We start from the raw sequence: 18,336 nt of genomic DNA, 5'->3' as shown, positions 1-18,336 counted from the left end.
ACTGTAAAGCTGTCATCCTGAGCGCGAAGCGCGAAGGGACCTCCGTTCGCTGCGGCCAATCTGTCATCCTGAACGAAGCGAAGGACCCCTGTCGCTACGGAGCGCTCTCCGCGACGCACAGGAGTCCTTCGGTCGCTATGCTCCCTCAGGATGACAGGGCTTACTGCTTCGCCAGCTCCTCGCGGACGATCGCGTTGATCGTTCCGCCTTCCGCGCGGCCCTTGAACTGGCCCATCACTTTGCCCATGACGGCACCTACGTTCGTGGCGCCGCCCTTGATGGCGGCGACGACCGCGGCGCGAATCTCGTCGGCGCTCACTTCAGCCGGGAGATACTTGCCGAGCGCCTCGACTTCCGTGCGCTCGGTGGCCGCGAGATCGGCCCGGCCACCCTTGTCGTACATCTCGATCGATTCGCGACGCTTCTTGATGCCTTTGCGCAGCACGTCGACGACGTCGTCGTCGGCGAGCGGGCGCTTCAGCTCGATCTCGCGATTGCGCACGTCGGCGATGATCGTGCCCAGGAGCAACACCTGACCCTTCTGCTGCGCTTTACGCGCGGTGTTCAGGTCGGACTGCAGCTGGTCGAGCAGTGGAGCCATTGCCGTTACAGCCTAGCCGTGACGGCTGCGACGATTCTTCCGGATGGCGGCATTCATTTTCCGCTTCCGGCGCTCGCTCGGCTTTTCATAGTGGCGGTGCTTGCGGAGATCGGACAGGATCCCAGCCTTCTCGCACTTCTTCTTGAACCGCTTGAGCGCGCGCTCAAAGTTCTCATCGTCGTGGATGATGACTTCCGACAAACTCGATTCCCCCCTTCGTGGCGTTGGTCGACGCCTGTTAAGTATGGATAGCCGTGTAACTTACCTGGCGAAGGCGACGGTTGTCAACGGGCGTATGGGCGTATGGGCGTTACCCGGGCGGCCAACCCATGTCCCGGCCGCCCAAAAGGTGCAGATGGATGTGGAACACCGTCTGGCCGGCCGCTCCATTGGTGTTGATCACGGTCCGGTAGCCCGACTCGGCGATCCCTTCCGCCCTGGCGATCTCGGCCGCAATGAGCGACAGACGGCCGATCATCGCCGCGTCCTTCGCGTCGTTGAGCGACGCGACATGCTCGCGCGGCACCACCAGCACGTGCACCGGCGCCTGCGGGTTGATGTCGCGAAACGCGATGCAGTCCGCATCCTCCCGAACGAGCTTCGCGGGGATCTCGTGGCGTACGATGCGGCAGAAGAGACAGTCGTCGGCCATTCGTTAGTCCTCTCTAACTATTTGGTCCTTCAAACCATTAGCCGAGGCTAACGATTTTGCGCGCAGGCAGGCGACGGCGGCGATGCCCGCCGTCTCGAACCGCAGCGTCGTCGCCGCGAGCGCCGTCGGCCGCCACCCGTTGTTGCGCAAGCCGGCCAGCTCCTCGGGCGTGAACCCACCCTCCGGGCCGAACGCGACCGTCATCGCCAACAGCGCACCCAGTCCGGCGATACCGCCGCCGTTCACGTCGAGTACCAGCGGCAACGCATCGGACGGCAGATCGATCGCATTGGGCTCGGTGTCGTCGAGCAGTTTCGGCAGCCATGCCCCGCCCGACTGCTCGAGCGCCGAGATCATGCGAGCGCGCAACTTGGCGCGAAACGCATCGCCCTCGCCGCGTGGAGACACGCTCATCGATCGAGTCCACCGCACGGCCTGCCAGCTCGAAAGCCCAAGCTCCGTCGTCTTCTCGGCCAGCCACAACATGCGCTCGCGATCGGCGATGGGGACGCGGAGATGGATGGAGCGCGGCGGGGACACTGCCTCCGTTCGCGCGATCGTCGCTATGCAGCTCGATTTCGCGATCGTATCGAGCGTGGCGTCGGCGAGCGTGCCGGCGCCGTTCGTGAGGCGAACGGGATCACCTGGCTGCAATCGCTTGACGCGCGCGTGATGCGCGACGCTGTCCGGCAGCTCGACGGTCGTGCCTTCGTCGAGCGCGCCGTCCGCGTAGAAGGTCGCTACCGGCGCGCGATCATCGCGCTCCACCAGGCGTCCTCGGAATCCTCGTCGACGATGCGCCAACCGCCGTCCCCGAGCACGCGCTGCATCTCCTCACGTTCCGCCAGGAGAATGCCGCTCAGAATGGCGTGACCGTCATCACGGAGCGCCAGCGAGATCACCGGCAGGAGCTCGGTGAGCACCGACGAGATGATGTTCGCGAGCACGAGATCCACCGGCGCGACGAGTGGAAGCAATGTCGCGGCATTGCCCTCGATCACGCGCACGCGATCGCGCACGCCGTTGCGCTCCACATTTTCTTCCGCATTGCCGATCGCGTCCGGATCGATCTCGATCGCGGCCGCGTGCGCCGCACCAAGTTTGACCGCGGCGATCGCCAGCACCGCGCTGCCCGCTCCGAGATCGGCGACGTGCTCGCCGCCGCGTATGAGCTTTTGCATCAGGCGAATGACGCCGCGCGTCGTGGCGTGCTCGCCGGTCCCGAACGCCATCGCGGGTTCGATCACGATGGTGCGCGCCAAGTCGCGCCCGTCGGCAAGCCACGGCGGCACCACTGTGAGCGCGCCGAGCTCCTGCGCGCGAATGCTCTTCTTCCACTGCTCGGACCAATCCACGTCGGGCAGCGGCTCGGTGTCGACGCGGACGTCGTCGCTCACCGCGAGCGCGGCGCAAGCGAGGCCGTTGGCCGTTTCCTGGTCGGGTACGTGCGTGATGAGCGCGTCACCCAGCTCTTGAATGCCTTGCGCGCCCGCATGGAACAACGCCGCCATCACATCGTCGCGACGCGCGCCGGGAGCAACGCGAACGGTTACCCACCCGGCATCGCCGGTCACGCGCCGAGGGCTTCTTTCATCTTCGCCCAGAAGCCCTTGCCGCGGCCGTCGACCGGCACGCCGGGCTGCAGTTCGTTGAGTCGCGCGAGAAGGTGTTTTTCTTCGTCCGTGATGCGATCGGGCGTCCAGAGCTGCACGCGAACGTGCAGGTCGCCGGTGCCGTTCGCGTTCACTCGCGGCAATCCGCGCCCGCGCAAGTGGAACACGTGACCGCTTTGCGTGCCGGCGGGTACGGTAAGCATCGTGTGTCCCGCGACGGTGGGCGCGCTGAGCTCCGCGCCCAGCACCAGCTGCGGGTACGTCACGAGCATCTCGGTATAGAGATCCTCGCCGTCGCGCTCGAAGCGCGGATCGTCCGCCACCTCGAACAACACGTGAATGTCGCCGCGCGGACCGCCGCGCGTGCCCGCGTTGCCCACGCCGCGCAGCGTCATGTACTGGCCCGTCGCGACGCCCGCCGGAATCTGCACCGTGACCTCGCGGTCGACGCGCATGCGTCCCTCGCCGCGACACTTCTTGCACGGCGTCTGCACGATGCGCCCTTCGCCACGGCACGTTGGACACGGCGCCACGGTTACGAACTGCCCGAAGAACGAGCGTTGCGCTCGGCGTACTTCGCCGTGGCCGGCGCACGTGCGACAAACCTCGGACTTGGATCCCGGCTCGGCGCCCGTTCCCTCGCACTTGTCGCAGGGATCGAGAAGTTTAATGACGATTTTCTTATCGGCGCCGGTCGCCACTTCGGCGAGCGTCAATGGAATCGTGACTTTGACGTCCGGGCCGGAGCGCGGACCGTTCCCGCCGCCGCCACCGGCCTGCCGGCCGAACAGGTCGTCCAGGCCACCGAAGCCGCCGAAGTCGCGCATGAAAATGCCGAGCGCTTCGGAGAGATCCACGTGGTGGAACCCACCCGCGCCGCCGCCGCGCAATCCCGCCTCTCCGTAACGATCGTACGCGGCGCGCTTCTGTGGATCGCGCAGCACGTCGTACGCCTCGGTGATTTCCTTGAACCGCTCTTCGGCTTCCTTCGCGCCGTTGTTCCGGTCCGGATGGTACTTCATCGCGAGCCTGCGATAGGCCTTCTTGACGTCGTCGTCGGACGCGCCGCGCTCGACCTCGAGTACCGCGTAATAGTCGGCCATGCGTCCTTACTCCAGCAGATCGCTGAGCAATCGCGAGGTATGACTCACGAGTGCGATGACTTTTTCGTAGGGCATACGCGTCGGCCCGATCACGCCAATCACGCCGGCGAGCGAACCCACATGATACTCGGCCGTGACGACCGTGAAGTCCTCGAGGCGCGGATCGTCGTGCTCGGCGCCGATGGTGATCGAGATGCCGGGCGCCTGGCCGCGCTTGCGAATCGCTTCGCCAAGTTCCTGCGGGGTCTCAGTCAACGCGAGCAGACGGCGCATGCGATCGGCTCCGGCGAACTCCGGCTGCTCGGCGAGCACGGAGGCGGCGCCGAGCACGACGTGTTGCGGTTCGGCCAGTGGCATTGCCGCGTCGAACAACTGTCCGCCTTCCTGAACGAAGATGTTGAGCAGCTCCGCCGAGCTTGCGTCGCCACCGGCGTCGCGCAGACGCGAGCCGAGCGACGAGCGAATCTCGCCGAGCGTGAGGCCGGCCAGGCGCTCGTTGAGCACCGCGGTGACGGCGCTGAGCGCACTGTCGGCGATCTCGCCCGAGACTTCGACGAACACGGTGCGCACCACGCCGCCCTCGAGCGACAGCACCATGAGCAATCGCTCGGTGCTCACGCGCACGAGCTCCAGGCGGCGAAGGACGGAACGATCGAGCCGTGGTCCAAGCGCGACGCCAAGTTCGTGCGTGAGCACGCCGAGTGTTTGCGCGGCGCGGCGCAGAATGATTTCGATGGGCGAGCCGCCGTTGCCGCCGGTAAGCTGCTCTGTGATTCGATCTGTTTCGGACGGGCGAATCGGCGGAAGGCCCAGAAGCGAGTCGACATAGGCGCGATACGCCTTGTTCGTGGGAACGCGCCCGGCGGAGGTATGGGGATGGAAGAGGAATCCTTTCTCTTCCAGATCACTCATCGTGTTGCGGATGGTCGCGGGCGACACCCCGAGCCCGAAGCGCCGCGACAACGTCCGCGACCCGGCGGGCTCGGCGGTTTCGACGTAGCTGCGTATTACCGCTTCAAGTACGCGGCGCTCTCGTCGGCTGAGCTCCTCGGATTCCATAACTTCAAAGCTAGTAACGACTTCGGACGTGTGTCAAGTCGGCAGCGAGGCTGTCGAGACGAAGCCAACCCAGGGGTGTGAGCACGATGCGCTCGCCATCCACGATGCGCGCCCATCCCGCGTCGATCCACGGCCTCACGTGCGCGAGTTCCGGGCCCGAAACGTTCAGGCCGGACGTGGTCCTTAGGCCAAGATACACCGACTCCGCCACGCGATTGGCCTCGGTGAGCTGCTCCGATTCCTCGAGCGGGTCCTGGCGGTCGTTCAGACGGTGCACCCAATCCGCGTACGCGCGCGTGTTCCAGCGACGCCTGCCGCCGTCGAATTCATGCGCCGACGGTCCGAGGCCCGCATACGGGCTGCCAGTCCAATACGCGGCGTTGTGTCGCGCGTGACGGCCGGGCAGACCGAAATTAGAGACTTCATAATGCTCGAATCCCGCCGCGGCGAGCGCGTCATGCGCGAACAGGAATTCGGATTCATATCGTTCTTCGGGAGATTCCACGACGTCGCCGCGGCTATGCCAGCGCCCGAGCGGCGTATGCGATTCGATGGTGAGGCCATAGAGGGACAGGTGCGACGGCTCGAGCGCGAGCGCATGTTCGATGTCGCGCTCCCACGAACGTTCCGTGCGTTCGGGGAGCGCAAAGATCAAGTCGAGCGAGAGGTCATCGATGCCGGCCGCGCGCGCGGCGTCCACCGCGCGATCGATCGCGGCCGCGTCGTGGGTGCGGTGCATCCACGACAAGGCGCTGTCGTCGAACGACTGTGAGCCGATGCTGAGCCGGTTGATGCCGGCGCCGCGCCACAGCGCGACCGTCTCGCGATCGATATCGTCCGGATTCGCCTCGAGCGTCACCTCGGCGGCCGGTGCGAGATCGATGCGGCCGCGGAGCAGCTCGAGCATGCGCGCGACACCAGCGCCGCCCAGACGAGAGGGAGTGCCGCCGCCGAAGTAGAGGGAGTCCACGATCCACGGCCCCGCATCGTGGTAGCGGAGATCGAGCTCCGCCTTCAGCGCGGTCAGATACTCGTCGACGGGCACGTTGCGGCGGACCGCAATCGCGAAGTCGCAGTACGAACAGCGGCGGGCGCAAAACGGTACGTGAACGTAGGCGTGTCGAGGGGGCACCTTTCTAATATGGCGGGGCGCCGACACCGCCCGCCCCTCTACCGGCGGCGAATCTCACCCGTCAACGCACACTCGACGACTCCGCGCAGCTCCAGCCCCGTGATCGCGCTCAGACACTCCGCCACCGGCAGCGCCGAGCGTGCACACAGCTCGTCCAATGATGCGGCGCCGGCCGCGAGTGCATCCCACACCTGACGTTCGGTCGCGCTGTCGACGTCGATCGTGCCCCGCTTTTGTGGCGACAACCCCGCGAGCGTGAGCGCGTCATCGATCGATGCAATGACCTGCGCGCCTTCGCGCAGGTAATGATTCGACCCTGCGCTCTGTGGTGAATCGATCGGTCCCGGCACCACCGCAACCGTGCGGCCCAGCGCCTCGGCAAAGTCCGCGGTCTTGAGCGCGCCGCTCTTGAACGGCGCTTCGACCACGATCGTCAGGCGCGCGAGCGCGGCGATCAACCGATTCCGTTTCACGAAATGGTGCTTCATCGACGGCGCGCCCGGCGGCATCTCCGAGAGGAGCAGTCCTCGCTCCGCGATTTCCTGATACAGTCCGCGGTGCGCGCGCGGATATGCCACGTCGACGCCGTTACCAAGGACGGCAACGGTGCGGCCGCCGGCTTCGAGCGCGGCGCGGTGAGCCGCGCCGTCGATGCCCAGAGCCATCCCGCTCACGACGCATGCACCACCGCGCACGAGCGCCGCTACCAGATCGTGTGTGACGCGCAGGCCGTAGCTCGTGGCCCGGCGCGTCCCGACGACCGCGACGACCGGATCGCGCAGTGTCGCGAGATCGCCGATCGCCCAGACCAGCTGCGGAGCGTCTTCGAGCTCGCGCAGACGTTCGGGATACTCAGGGGAGTGGCGCGGGATCGTCGCGACGGACACTGGCTTTCTTCATGTCGAGAAGGCGTGACCACCACGCGGCGAGCAGCGGCTCGAGTCCGGTCCGGCCCGCGGCGCTGATGGCGTAGATGCCGAACGCGTCGGGCGCTTCGATCGGGGGTGGTTCATCGTCGCCCAGGAGGTCCATCTTCGTGAAGACCACGCAGTGCGGCTTCTGCGCGAGCTCCTCGGAGTACGACTCGATCTCTCGACGCAGCTGATCGTATTCGACCTGCCAATCCATGGCGTCCACGGGGATGAGAAACGCCAGCAATCGTGTGCGTTCGATGTGCCGCAGGAATTGCAGCCCCAGTCCGCGCCCTTCGTGCGCGCCTTCGATGATGCCCGGAATGTCGGCGACGACGAACGTGCGATTGTCCGAAAGCTGGACGACGCCAAGGTTGGGGCTGAGCGTGGTGAACGGGTAGTCGCCGATCTTCGGCCGCGCGGCGGAGATCACCGAGAGGAGCGTCGACTTGCCGGCGTTCGGCTGTCCGACGAGACCGACGTCGGCGATGAGCTTGAGCTCCATCTCGAGCGTGCGCGTTTCGCCGTCTTCGCCGGGCTGGTATTCGCGCGGCGACTGATGCGTCGCCGTGACGAAGAACGAATTGCCCTTTCCGCCGCGGCCACCCTTCGCGACCACGATGCGCTGGCCGTCGTCGAGCACCTCTCCAATCAATTCGGATGTTTGGAGATCTCTAATGATCGTTCCGATCGGCACCGGCAGCACCACGTCGATGCCCGAGCGGCCCGTCTTGTTGTTGCCCGATCCATGGTCGCCGGCGGGCGCCGTCCACGTGTCGCGGTACGTGTAGTCGAGCAGCGTCGACAAATTGCTGTCGCCGACGACGATGACGTCGCCGCCGCGGCCACCCTCGCCGCCGTCCGGGCCACCCATGGGCACGAACTTCTCGCGGCGAAACGAGACGATGCCCGAGCCCCCGTCGCCCGCCTTGACGTTGACCACTACACGATCGATGAACATGCGCTCATTTGCCTCGGACGCGCGCCCACAACAGTTGCACTGCGCGGGCGTGCTCGGATCCCAAAAGGTCGGCGAGTGCCACGATGGCGTCGTCGATGATTTCTGGCTGCACGCCGACGTTGAGGGCGCCGTGCAAATGTGAATGCAGCTGCCGGTCCTGATGCGCGGCGGCGCACGCCGCCACGATGCAGAGCTCGCGCCGCGGTAAGTCGAGCCCGGGGCGCGACAATACTTTGCCGTAGCCTTCGGTGATCATCCACTCATCCAGCCGTGGATGCAGGTGTCGAATGTTCTGGCGCAGCCGGTCGTACATCGCGCCGTACACGGCGTGACAGGTCGCTTCACCGTCGCGTTGCCATGCATCGGCATCGATCGACTCGCCGGCAGACGTCTCGGGCTCAGGATTCCATTTCCGCCATTCCCGCATGGCGTTGAGCGCGCGCGGAAAACCGGCGAACAAATACGTTTGCAAGAGCAGCTCTTCGACGTGCACGCGCGGAACCACGCCGGCGGCACGAGCAAGGGCATCGCGAATCTGATCATCGGGTCCCGCCGTGACGATGGCCGATAGTCGAACGAGCGCGCGAGTCGCGTCGTCGAACACGCGCAACGTTTCACCCGGCGAAGAATTCCGCGTCATCGTATCCCGGCGCGGCGGATCGAAAGAGCTCAGAGGGTGTGGCTCACGAGGCGAGGCGCACTTCGCCGACGACTTCGCCGCGCGTGTTGCGCAGCGGCCGGCGGAGAAACTCCTCGAGCCGCGGCGGCAGGGTGTTCGGCAGAACGTCGAAGAGCTGCAGGATGCGCAACACCGCGGGAAACTGCGCCCGTTGCGCGCCGTCGTCGACTTTCACGGCGAAGCCGATCCCCAGATCGGGCACGGCCACCGAATGCACTCCCTCAGCGCCGATCTTCGCCACCACTCGGCCCTCACTCTCCTCGATCAGCACCGTGTCGAATCGATCCGTGCCGCCGATGAGGAACGGACGCGTGCTGATGGCGTGCACCACGCGCGTCGGAACCTCTTCCTGGGCGCGCACCGCGCGCGCCAGACGCGACCAAGCGCGCGCCATGTGCTCGAGTGGGAGCGCGAAGGCGACGACACCGCAGCCGTCGACGGCTTGACCGACGTCGGACTCGGGCAAGCCGGACCACGCGGCAACCGCCTGAAGACAGCAGCGCTGCACCGGATGATCGCGGCGCTCGTAACCATAGGTATGCCAGCCCGCGGTTTGCGCGCGCGCCAACATTGCGGCGTGCTTCCCGGAGCAGTTGTTGTGCAGGCGCGTGAGGCGCGCGCCGGATTCGCGCAGCAACTTGATGCCGCGCGAGGAAAGCGGGTCGTGCGGCCCGCAGGCGAGATCGCCTTCTTCGAGACCGATGTCGTTCAGCATCTCTTGCGCGAGGGCCACGTGCTCAGGTTCACCGCCGTGCGACGCGCAGGCGAGCGCGAGTTGGTCGTCGCCCCAACGAAGCTCGTCGAAACCGCCGGCCTCGATGAGCGGCATGATTTGAAACGGCTTGGCGCATGAGCGCCACGAGCTCACGATTGACGTGTCGTGCGCCGAGGCGATGAGGCGGTCCCCGTCGCCGACGACCGCGGCATGAACGCGATGCCGCGACTCGATCTGTGAGCCGCGTGTGGCGACAACGTCGACTTCAAGGCTTCTCATGTGGTGGTGCCTGTCCCGCGCTGCACGAGGAAGTCGTCGACGGCAGTGACGACTTTCGTAAACTAATCGGACAGTTGCCGCTGTTGGGTAGCCCCCAGCGAAGCGGTCACGGGCGTCGCGCGCGCCGCGGTGAAGATGCCCGCGAAGATCAATGCGCCGCCGATGAGCGTCGCCATGCCGGGGAGCTCGCGAATGCCCGGCAAGATCGCGGCGAGGATGGTTGCACCCACCGGTTCACCGAGCAGTGTGAGATTCACGACATAGGCGGGCATGAACTTGAGCGCCCAGTTGAATCCCGTATGGCCAAGCAGCATTGGGCCGATCGCGAGCGCGGCGAAAATGGACAGCTCGCGCGGCGGCTGCGAGATGACCGGCGCCCGCGCGACGAGCGCGAACACGATCAACATCACGAACGCGGCACCGTACACCAGACCGACGTAGGGCCAGAGGTCGAGCGTCGCGCGCAGCCGCCGGCCCGCGACGAAGTAGCATGCACCGCTCACCGCGCCGACGAGCGCGAGGACGTCGCCGACAAGCGCGCGACGATCAGCTGGCGCGAGCGACGATCCGAATGCGGGTGACGCGACGACCGCCGCGCCGATCATCCCGATAGCGATGCCCGTCCACTGCATGCGCGTCGGTGGTTCGCGGAGCAGCGTGACCGAGAGAATCGCGACGATCACCGGTTGCATGTTCACCAGCACGACCGACGCCGCGACCGTCGTCATGCTCACGGACGCATTCCACGACCAGAAATGCACGGCGAGCATCGTCCCCGCGCCGAGTGCGATCGCCAGGCTCCTGGTGTCGAGCCGGCGCCACTGCCGCCAGGATCCGGTGGCGGAGAGCGCGATGGCGATGATGACGAGCGAGAATCCGATTCGCCAGATCGCGATGGCGAGCGGATGCGCGTGTGACAACCGAACCAGTGGCCCGCCGAACGAGATGCCGGCGAGCGCGAGAACGAGGACGAAGCGTCGGATGCGGAATTCCGAACGGAGGTGCGAAGCCGAGCCGAGGAACGATGAACGAGGGACTCACCCTCTACACATTACTCATTTCCGGCACAACACGCAGATCGCGCCGCGCATGTACTTCTGCGGATTTTTCCGCACGTCGTCCAGGATCGCCTGCACGTCCGTCGTCAGCTTGTTGACGCGGTCGTACAACGTCTGATCGGTGAGCAGCTTCCCGATGTTGCCATTGGGATCGGCGATCATCTTCGACAACGAGTCGCCGGCGCGCGCCATGTTCACGAGATGCACATAAATCGAATCGTCGCGCAGCAGATGGCCCACCGTTCCGTTCTTGTCATTGAGCGCAATCACGAGCGAGTCGGCCGACGTGATCACCGACACGAAGCGGTTGTAGAGCGTCGGATCGTCGAGCAGCTTCGCGAACGTGCCGTTCGGATTCTCGAATCGGTTCAGCATGCTGTTCGCCCGGCCCATCGTGCCCAGGAACTGGTCGTACAGCGCGCGATTGGTCATGAGCTGGCCGATCGTTCCCTTTCCTTGCACGATGCCGCCCGTGATCTCCCGCAGATCGTGCGTGAGGTCGACCATGTCGCTGACGGCGCCGGCCGCCTGCGTGAGCACCGCTTCGTAGTCGAGCGACGGCGCGACCGGAATCGTATCGCCGGGCTTGAGCGCACTGTAGCGCGGCGTGCCCGTGGAGATGTCGATGACCTTGTCGCCGAGCAAGCCGAGGGTCCGCACCTTGGCCTTCGAATCGGCGCGCACCTGCGGCTCGAGCGCCTGGTCGATGGCCATCGTCACTTTCAGGTTGCGCGTCGTGTCGTTGTCGACGGGCAGGAACGTGATCGACTTGATCGTGCCGGCGAACTGTCCGGCGACGAAGACCGTGCCGCCGGTACGCAATCCGTTGGCGTTCGGCAAATACGCAACGAGCTCGTACCGCTTCGCGAACAGATTCGCGGCTTGCCCGAGCTTGTAGATCGCGACCGTGAGCACAGCGAGGGCGACGAGAATGACGGCGCCCACCTTGAGCTGATCCCACGTGATGAACGAGGAGCGTTTCACGAGATCTTCCCCCGGGCATTCCGACCGGAGGTGCGAAGCGCCGAAGGGAGGAGCGATGAATAGTTCATGCCTAGGATCCGCCCAGGAAGTCTTGAATGTATCGATCCTCGCTCGCCGTCATCTCCTCCGGCGTTCCGAAGAACGTAATGTGCCGGTCATGCAACAGCGCGACCTTGCTCGCCATGCGGAATACGGAGCGGATATCGTGCGAGACGACGATGCTCGTGACGCCCAGCTCGCGCTGTAACTTCAGGATGAGGCGGGTGATCGTGCCGGTGGTCAGCGGGTCCAGGCCGGACGTCGGCTCGTCGTACAACATGATTTCGGGATTGTTCGCCATCCCGCGCGCGATGCCGACGCGTTTGCGCATTCCCCCTGATAACTCGGACGGGAATTGCTCCATGACGCGATCGGCGTCGAGATCGACGAACTCGAGCTTCTCGCGCACGCGCGCCTCGATCTCATCGTCGCTCAATTTTGTGTGCTCGCGCAACGGGTAGGCGACGTTCTCGAACACCGACATCGAGTCGAAGAGCGCCGCGCCCTGAAACACCATGCCCATCTTTTGGCGTCGCTCGAGGGCTTCCTCGAACGTGAGTGGCGTGATATCGTCGCCGTCGATGAGCACTCGGCCCTTATCGGGGACGAGCAGGCGGAGAATCAACTTGAGCGCGGTCGATTTACCCGTGCCCGATTCGCCGACGATGCAAATCGTGTCACCCTCGCACGCGGCGAGCGAGACGTCCTCGAGCACCGGAACGTCGAAGGCGAGCGAGACGTGATCCAGTTCGACAATCGCGCGATCTGACTTCTGTGACTTCGCGGCGCGGTCATTCGCCCCTGTAGGGTCGTTGCGCTCCTCGCGCTCCTCGCGTTCTTCCCGCTCCTCACGCTCGTCAGTCTCGAGCTCGGTGCGAATTGCCTTCCGAACCGCGGAGGGCCGATCGCCGGACTGACGCCGGTCCGAGTCGCGCCGCTCAGCCATACGACAGCACCGACAGCAGGATCTGCGTGATGAAATAGTCGACGATGAGAATGAGAATGCTCGTCGTCACGACCGTGCGTGTGGTGCTGTGGCCAACGCCTTCCGTACCGCCGGTGGTGCCGAGCCCGAAGTAGCATGCGGTGATGGCGATCAGCCCGCCGAAGACGAACGGCTTGGACAAGCCCTGCACGAAATCGTTGGGGATGTAGCGGAGCGTGAAGCCGTCGTTCGCGATCTGATCCCACACCGTGCGCCAGTACTGAGTGGTCGGCAACCCGATCACGAACGAAGCGATGATGTTGCCGCCGATGATGCCGACGAAGTCGTTGATGATCGTGAGCACGGGCAGCATGATGAGCGCCGCCAGCACGCGCGGCGTGACGAGCTTCTTGATCGGATCGGTGCCAAGCGTGTTGAGCGCGTCGATCTGCTCGGTCACCCGCATGGAGCCGAGTTGCGCGGCGATGCCCGAGCCGACGCGCCCGGCGACCATGAGGCCGGCCAACACGGGACCCAGCTCGCGGATCATCGACGCGGAGACGAGATTGCCGATGTACATCGTCGCGCCGAATGTCTTGAGCTGTACAGAGGACTGAAGGGCCAACACCATGCCGGTGAAGAGGCCCGTCAGCAGGACGATGCCCAGCGACTTGACGCCGATCTCGTCCATCTGCTGAATGGTGTCCTGCCCGTAGAACGGGCGCGCGAAGATGAAGCGCAGGGACTTGCCGGCGAGGACGAAGTACTCCTGAAGGGTCAGGACTTTCGACTTCGCGGCGTCATTCAGCCGTGTGAGGAATGCGGGCAAAGGGGTGGGGGTGGTTCGGTCGGGGGTCGAGCGACGGTCGAGTCCGTAGGGGGCAAGCCCTGTGCCGGAGACAACCATTCGGTTGACCTCGGATCGCGGGCCGCTAGGTTGTGCCGCCATGCCCCGTTCCCTCTCCCGCGACCGGCTCACCGCGCTTCTGACCGCGGCCGCGGAACGCCGGGTCGCCGTCGTCGGCGACGTGATGCTCGACGTGTACCTCCGTGGCGACGTCGAGCGGATCTCGCCCGAAGCGCCGGTGCCGGTGGTCCGCGTCCGCGACCGCCGATACGCGCTGGGCGGCGCCGGCAACGTGGCGCAGAACGTTCGGGCGGTCGGTTCCGAGTGCGACCTCGTCGCCGCGATCGGCGACGACGCCGGCGGCAGGCAACTCTGCACCATGCTCGGGGAGGTTGCCGCGAGCACGTCGTCGCTCGTCACGGTGGATCGACCGACCACCACGAAAACGCGCATCGTCGCGCGGTCGCAGCAGGTGGTGCGCGTGGACGAGGAGGAGGACACGGATCTCGATGGCGACGAGGTCGAGCGGCTGCTCGACGCGGTTCGACGAGCTGTGGCGTCGTCCGATGCGCTGGTGCTCGAGGACTACAACAAGGGCGTGCTCGTGCCACGCGTCATCGAGGCGTCGATGCAGGCTGCGCGAGAAAAACGCATTCCGATCGTCGTCGATCCCAAGTACCGAAATTTTTTTCTCTATCGCGGCGCGACCATCTTCAAGCCCAACCGCCGCGAGCTCGAAGCCGCACTCGGCGCCGACGTTGATCTGGAACATCCCGAGGCCCTGCCGGCGACGTTCAGTCGGTTGGGCGTCGAGCACCTGCTGCTCACCCTGGGCGAGCGCGGCATGGCGCTCATTTCGGCGGGTGGTCAGATCAAGAATGTGCCGACCGTCGCGCGCGAGGTGTATGACGTGGTCGGCGCCGGCGATACGGTGACGGCGTATCTGGCGCTCATGCTCGCCGCCGGCGGCTCGGCGACGGAAGCGGCGATCATCGCGAACTTCGCGGCCGGGGTGGAAGTCGGAAAGCTCGGCGCCGCGACGGTGTCGCCCGAAGAGGTGCTCGACGCGTACGACGCGTTCATGGCGAGCTGAATGGTCGTGCGCTACACTTCACGCCGTTCGCCGTTTGCTGCCGGTTCGGTCCCGTAGCTTAGTTGGTTAAAGCAGCGAACTCATAATTCGACGATCGCAGGTTCAAGTCCTGCCGGGACCACGTTAGATTTTCAGACCTCGGGAGCGTAGCTCAGCTGGTTAGAGCGCTGCTTTCACACAGCAGAGGTCCACGGTTCGAGTCCGTGCGTTCCCATTTGCACTTGTGTCATCCTGAGCGAAGCGAAGGACCCCTGTCTCAGCGGAGCGCGTTCTAGTGCTCCTCCGTCGGGACGGGGGTCCCTCGACTTCGGCGCTACGCGCCTTCGCTCGGGATGACAATGACAAGAGGCGGAGCGCTACGCGCCTTCGCTCGGGATGACAATGACAAGAGGCGGAGCGCTACGCGCCTTCGCTCAGGATGACACCTCGGCCCCGGCTCGACGCAGGCGGCCAGCCAACGCGTCGTCGACCCGCGCCTCGACCAGCAGCCGATCGCCGTCCATCCGCTGATCCAGGACTTCGCCGTCCCGGTGAATCTCGGCCAACATCTTTCCGTCCGCCGGCGACATGCGAATGGTCGTTAGCGGGCGCCGCGCGCGGATCGACGTCGCGAGTGCGCGACGCAGGGGATCGAGCCCGCCCTCCGTCACCGTCGACACGAACACCGACTTCGGCACGAGTGTGCCGATCCGCTCCTGCAGCGCCAAAAGATCGTCATGCTGCAGCAGATCGATCTTGTTGAACACGAGTAGTTTTTGCGTGCTGTTCACCTCGAGCTCGTCGAGCACCTGATCGACGACCACGCGCTGCTCCTCCCACGTCGCCGAGCTCGCGTCGATGACGTGCAGCAGCAAGTCGGCTTCGCGCGTTTCCTCGAGCGTCGCTCGGAACGACGCGACGAGATCGTGCGGCAGCTTCCGAATGAAGCCGACCGTGTCCGTGACCAGCACGTGGGCGCGATCGCCGAGATCGACGTCGCGCGTCAATGGATCGAGTGTCGCGAACAGCCGGTCCTCGACGAACACGTCCTGTCCGGAGAGCGCGCGGAGAATCGACGACTTGCCCGCGTTGGTGTACCCGACGAGCGAGGCCTTGAATTCGTTCTGCCGCGACTGGCGTTGAATCGCGCGGCCGCGCTGCACGTCGGCGAGCCGCTCGCGCAGAATCTTGATGCGATGGTTGATCAGGCGGCGGTCCGTCTCGAGCTGGGTTTCACCGGGTCCGCGCATGCCGATGCCACCGCGGAATTTCTCGAGGTGGGTCCACATGCGCGTGAGGCGCGGCAGCATGTACTCGAGCTGCGCGAGCTCCACTTGCATCTTCGCCTCCGCGGTCCGCGCCCGCGTCGCGAAGATGTCCAGAATCAGCTCGGCGCGATCCATCACGCGCTTGCCGAGCGCATCTTCGATGTTCTTGCCCTGGCTGGGGCTCAACTCGTCGTCGAAGATGACGAGCGTCGCCTGCAGTTCGTTCACACGCTCGCGGAGCTCGTCGAGCTTGCCCGAGCCGAGATAGGTGCGCGGATCGGGGCGGTCGATCTGCTGCGTCAACTCGCCGACGACGACGGCGCCCGCGGTGTCGGCCAGCTCCTCGAGCTCGCGCAGATGTTCGCCGACGGCGCGGCGCGCGCCCGGACGTTTGAGCGGCGCGCCGACCAGCAACGCCTTCTCGACCGGCGGCGTGACAGCTATCAAATCGCGGCTTATGTGAGAATCCTCATGGTGTCATTCCGAACGAGCGTCGCGACCGATTACCGCGCCACGCCGGTCGCGGTAAAACGACCCGTCGTCGAATACGGCACCGTGAAGTTACCCAGCCCCGACCCGACCGTCACGTCGCCGAGCACGTGATAATTCACCGCGCCCGTGTTCAACAGCGCGCGTCCCGCCGCGCCGATGCCCGCGTACGTGAAGTTCACCGGAATCGTGACGATCGTCGAATCCTTGCTCTGCACCGTCGCGCGCGTATCGAGCGCTCCGTTCGCGACGGTCACGCTGTCGCCCGCGAGATTCACGCGGTAGTTCAAATGCGTGGCATCGAGCCGGAAGCCGTTGGGATTATACACCGAGAGCTGCACGTCCAGGGAACCGCCGGTGAGTCCCAGACCGCGCACCGCCACGCTGTGCAAATTGACGATCGGATTCTGAAATGCCGCGCGGCCGAGCGCCGAACAGCCGCCGACGAGCGCCAACGCCGAGCCTGCCACGAACAACGCAATTTTTCTCATTGCCTCCTCCTCCCTCCCAGAGTTCCCCAGTACCGTCTCGTAGCTGCCACCAGCCGTGCATTCACTCCGTTTGCCCGCTCGCTTTTCGCTTCAACTCTTCCCACCACGCCAGCCGCTTCGCGATCTCCTTCTCGAACCCGAACGTGCCCGGCTCGTAAAAGCGCGAACCCTGGAGCCGCGCGGGCAAATACTCTTGCGGGATGTATGCCTCGGGCACGTCGTGCGCGTACTGATACCCCTCATGATAGCCCAGTTCCTTCATCAGCTTCGTCGGCGCGTTCCGGATGTGCAGCGGCACCGCCTCGGCCGGGAATTTCTGCGCCGCGTCGAGCGCCGCGTGTAAAGCCGTCTTCGCGCTGTTCGACTTGGGCGCCGTCGCCAGATACACGATCATCTCGGCCAGCGGCAGAAATCCCTCCGGCGGTCCGAGCATGTGATACGCCTCACGCGCCGCCACGGCGAGCTTGAGCGCCTCGGGATCGGCAAGGCCGATGTCCTCCGCGGCCATCGCCAACGCGCGGCGAAACATGATCATCGGGTCCGCGCCGCCCTCGATCATCCGCGCCATCCAGTACAGCGCGGCCTGTGGAGGCTTTTATGAAACGCGCTGAGCATGTTGTACGTCTCTTCGCCGCCCTTGTCGTAGCGCGCGAAGCGAAGCTGCAGTGCGTCGCGCGCCACTTCGACGGTGACGCGCCCGTTGCGTCCGACGTGCTCCGCCGCCGCTTCGAGAATCGTCAGCGCGCGCCGCGCGTCGCCGTCCGCTTCGGTCGAGAGTAGTTCGAGCGCGTCGGTGTCGACCTCGAGGTTCCAGTCGCCCAACCCACGCTCGCTGTCGCCGAGCGCGCGGTTGATGAGCGCGCGAACGTCGTCGGCCGTCAGCGGCTGCAATACGAACACGCGCACCCGCGACAGCAATGCGCCGTTGATCTCGAACGAGGGATTGTCCGTCGTCGCGCCGATCAACGTGATCGTCCCCGCTTCGACGTGCGGCAGAAACGCGTCCTGCTGCGCCTTGTTGAAGCGATGAATCTCGTCGGCAAAGAGAATGGTGCCGCGCCCGAGACGCCGCCGTCCTTCCGCTTCAGCGACGATCTCGCGCACGCGCGGCACACCTTCCGTCACCGCCGAAAACGGCACGAACTCGCGATCGGTATACTGTGCGATGACCCGCGCGATCGTCGTCTTGCCGGTACCCGGCGGGCCCCAGAAAATCATCGAGCCGACCGTTCCCTTCTCGATCGCGTCGCGCAACGGTTTGCCCGGCGCCAGGAGATGCCGCTGGCCGACGATTTCGTCGAGCGCGCGCGGCCGCATGCGTGCCGCGAGCGGCTGGGGCATCGTCGGCTCGAACAACGAACCGGTGCCGTGCGGTCCCCCGAACTCTTCGTCTACGCGCTTGCGTCTCTCGGCCATGAAGAAAAGCTAGCGAGAAACGTCGTTGTCATCCTGAGCATA

Annotated in this window: 21 protein-coding genes and 2 tRNA genes; 3 read left to right on the top strand and 20 right to left on the bottom strand. The window is 65.5% G+C overall.

Going from position 1 to position 18,336, the window contains the following annotated elements:
* Positions 1-160: 160 nt before the first annotated feature.
* The 16 genes from VN706_07925 to VN706_07850 all read right to left on the bottom strand — a co-directional run bounded on the left by VN706_07925 (position 161) and on the right by VN706_07850 (position 13,540).
* On the bottom strand, positions 161-601 hold the full coding sequence (locus tag VN706_07925; protein HXT15543.1) for a GatB/YqeY domain-containing protein: 441 nt from the start codon (positions 599-601) through the stop codon (positions 161-163).
* A 12-nt stretch (positions 602-613) separates the two neighbouring features.
* Positions 614-802, bottom strand: coding sequence for a 30S ribosomal protein S21 (gene rpsU, locus VN706_07920; GenBank protein ID HXT15542.1), 189 nt, complete (start codon positions 800-802; stop codon positions 614-616).
* 109 nt (positions 803-911) lie between these two features.
* Positions 912-1,253, bottom strand: a complete 342-nt coding sequence (locus tag VN706_07915; GenBank protein ID HXT15541.1) for a histidine triad nucleotide-binding protein — start codon at positions 1,251-1,253, stop codon at positions 912-914.
* A 3-nt stretch (positions 1,254-1,256) separates the two neighbouring features.
* On the bottom strand, positions 1,257-2,021 hold the full coding sequence (locus tag VN706_07910; protein ID HXT15540.1) for an RsmE family RNA methyltransferase: 765 nt from the start codon (positions 2,019-2,021) through the stop codon (positions 1,257-1,259).
* The gene (locus VN706_07905; GenBank protein ID HXT15539.1) at positions 1,994-2,827 is read right to left on the bottom strand and encodes a 50S ribosomal protein L11 methyltransferase; all 834 of its coding nucleotides are present in this window, start codon (positions 2,825-2,827) and stop codon (positions 1,994-1,996) included. Before VN706_07905 ends, VN706_07910 begins: the two co-directional genes overlap by 28 nt.
* Positions 2,824-3,969, bottom strand: coding sequence for a molecular chaperone DnaJ (gene dnaJ, locus VN706_07900; protein HXT15538.1), 1,146 nt, complete (start codon positions 3,967-3,969; stop codon positions 2,824-2,826). The genes VN706_07905 and dnaJ overlap by 4 nt, the downstream gene beginning before the upstream one ends.
* 6 nt (positions 3,970-3,975) lie before the next feature.
* The gene (gene hrcA, locus VN706_07895; GenBank protein HXT15537.1) at positions 3,976-5,028 is read right to left on the bottom strand and encodes a heat-inducible transcriptional repressor HrcA; all 1,053 of its coding nucleotides are present in this window, start codon (positions 5,026-5,028) and stop codon (positions 3,976-3,978) included.
* A 10-nt stretch (positions 5,029-5,038) separates the two neighbouring features.
* On the bottom strand, positions 5,039-6,160 hold the full coding sequence (hemW, locus tag VN706_07890) for a radical SAM family heme chaperone HemW (GenBank protein ID HXT15536.1): 1,122 nt from the start codon (positions 6,158-6,160) through the stop codon (positions 5,039-5,041).
* Positions 6,161-6,198: 38 nt separating this feature from the next.
* Positions 6,199-7,047 (bottom strand): DNA-processing protein DprA, encoded by an 849-nt coding sequence (gene dprA / locus VN706_07885; protein HXT15535.1) that lies wholly within the window; start codon positions 7,045-7,047, stop codon positions 6,199-6,201.
* A complete protein-coding gene (gene obgE, locus VN706_07880; protein HXT15534.1) occupies positions 7,013-8,032 on the bottom strand; it encodes a GTPase ObgE in 1,020 nt (339 codons plus the stop codon). Before obgE ends, dprA begins: the two co-directional genes overlap by 35 nt.
* Before the next feature lie 4 nt (positions 8,033-8,036).
* Entirely contained in the window at positions 8,037-8,672 is a 636-nt protein-coding gene (locus VN706_07875) for a carboxymuconolactone decarboxylase family protein (protein ID HXT15533.1), read from the bottom strand.
* A gap of 43 nt (positions 8,673-8,715) precedes the next feature.
* The gene (locus VN706_07870; protein ID HXT15532.1) at positions 8,716-9,705 is read right to left on the bottom strand and encodes an asparaginase; all 990 of its coding nucleotides are present in this window, start codon (positions 9,703-9,705) and stop codon (positions 8,716-8,718) included.
* Positions 9,706-9,767: 62 nt separating this feature from the next.
* Entirely contained in the window at positions 9,768-10,634 is an 867-nt protein-coding gene (locus VN706_07865; GenBank protein ID HXT15531.1) for a DMT family transporter, read from the bottom strand.
* Positions 10,635-10,760: 126 nt separating this feature from the next.
* On the bottom strand, positions 10,761-11,747 hold the full coding sequence (locus tag VN706_07860) for an MlaD family protein (GenBank protein ID HXT15530.1): 987 nt from the start codon (positions 11,745-11,747) through the stop codon (positions 10,761-10,763).
* Between the two features lie 70 nt (positions 11,748-11,817).
* Positions 11,818-12,732 (bottom strand): ATP-binding cassette domain-containing protein, encoded by a 915-nt coding sequence (locus VN706_07855; GenBank protein ID HXT15529.1) that lies wholly within the window; start codon positions 12,730-12,732, stop codon positions 11,818-11,820.
* The gene (locus VN706_07850; protein HXT15528.1) at positions 12,725-13,540 is read right to left on the bottom strand and encodes an ABC transporter permease; all 816 of its coding nucleotides are present in this window, start codon (positions 13,538-13,540) and stop codon (positions 12,725-12,727) included. The genes VN706_07855 and VN706_07850 overlap by 8 nt, the downstream gene beginning before the upstream one ends.
* Before the next feature lie 118 nt (positions 13,541-13,658).
* On the opposite strand from VN706_07850, the gene rfaE1 reads away from it, so the two are divergent.
* From rfaE1 to VN706_07835, 3 genes are all read left to right on the top strand, one after another.
* On the top strand, positions 13,659-14,651 hold the full coding sequence (rfaE1, locus tag VN706_07845) for a D-glycero-beta-D-manno-heptose-7-phosphate kinase (protein HXT15527.1): 993 nt from the start codon (positions 13,659-13,661) through the stop codon (positions 14,649-14,651).
* A 47-nt stretch (positions 14,652-14,698) separates the two neighbouring features.
* Positions 14,699-14,772, top strand: a tRNA-Ile gene (locus VN706_07840).
* A 19-nt stretch (positions 14,773-14,791) separates the two neighbouring features.
* Positions 14,792-14,865 (top strand) — tRNA-Val (locus tag VN706_07835).
* Positions 14,866-15,064: 199 nt separating this feature from the next.
* On the opposite strand, the gene hflX is transcribed toward VN706_07835, so the two are convergent.
* The 4 genes from hflX to VN706_07815 all read right to left on the bottom strand — a co-directional run bounded on the left by hflX (position 15,065) and on the right by VN706_07815 (position 18,294).
* Positions 15,065-16,345, bottom strand: coding sequence for a GTPase HflX (gene hflX, locus VN706_07830; protein HXT15526.1), 1,281 nt, complete (start codon positions 16,343-16,345; stop codon positions 15,065-15,067).
* Positions 16,346-16,401: 56 nt separating this feature from the next.
* Complete coding sequence (locus VN706_07825) at positions 16,402-16,878, bottom strand: LEA type 2 family protein (GenBank protein ID HXT15525.1); 477 nt, start codon at positions 16,876-16,878, stop codon at positions 16,402-16,404.
* A gap of 61 nt (positions 16,879-16,939) precedes the next feature.
* Positions 16,940-17,446 (bottom strand): hypothetical protein, encoded by a 507-nt coding sequence (locus VN706_07820; protein HXT15524.1) that lies wholly within the window; start codon positions 17,444-17,446, stop codon positions 16,940-16,942.
* Positions 17,434-18,294, bottom strand: coding sequence for an AAA family ATPase (locus VN706_07815; GenBank protein HXT15523.1), 861 nt, complete (start codon positions 18,292-18,294; stop codon positions 17,434-17,436). Before VN706_07815 ends, VN706_07820 begins: the two co-directional genes overlap by 13 nt.
* Positions 18,295-18,336 lie beyond the last annotated feature (42 nt).

This window comes from Gemmatimonadaceae bacterium (assembly GCA_035606695.1).
GTDB lineage: Bacteria > Gemmatimonadota > Gemmatimonadetes > Gemmatimonadales > Gemmatimonadaceae > JAQBQB01.
Note: the sequence above shows the minus strand (reverse complement) of the source record. Positions and strands in the feature narration are given on the sequence as shown.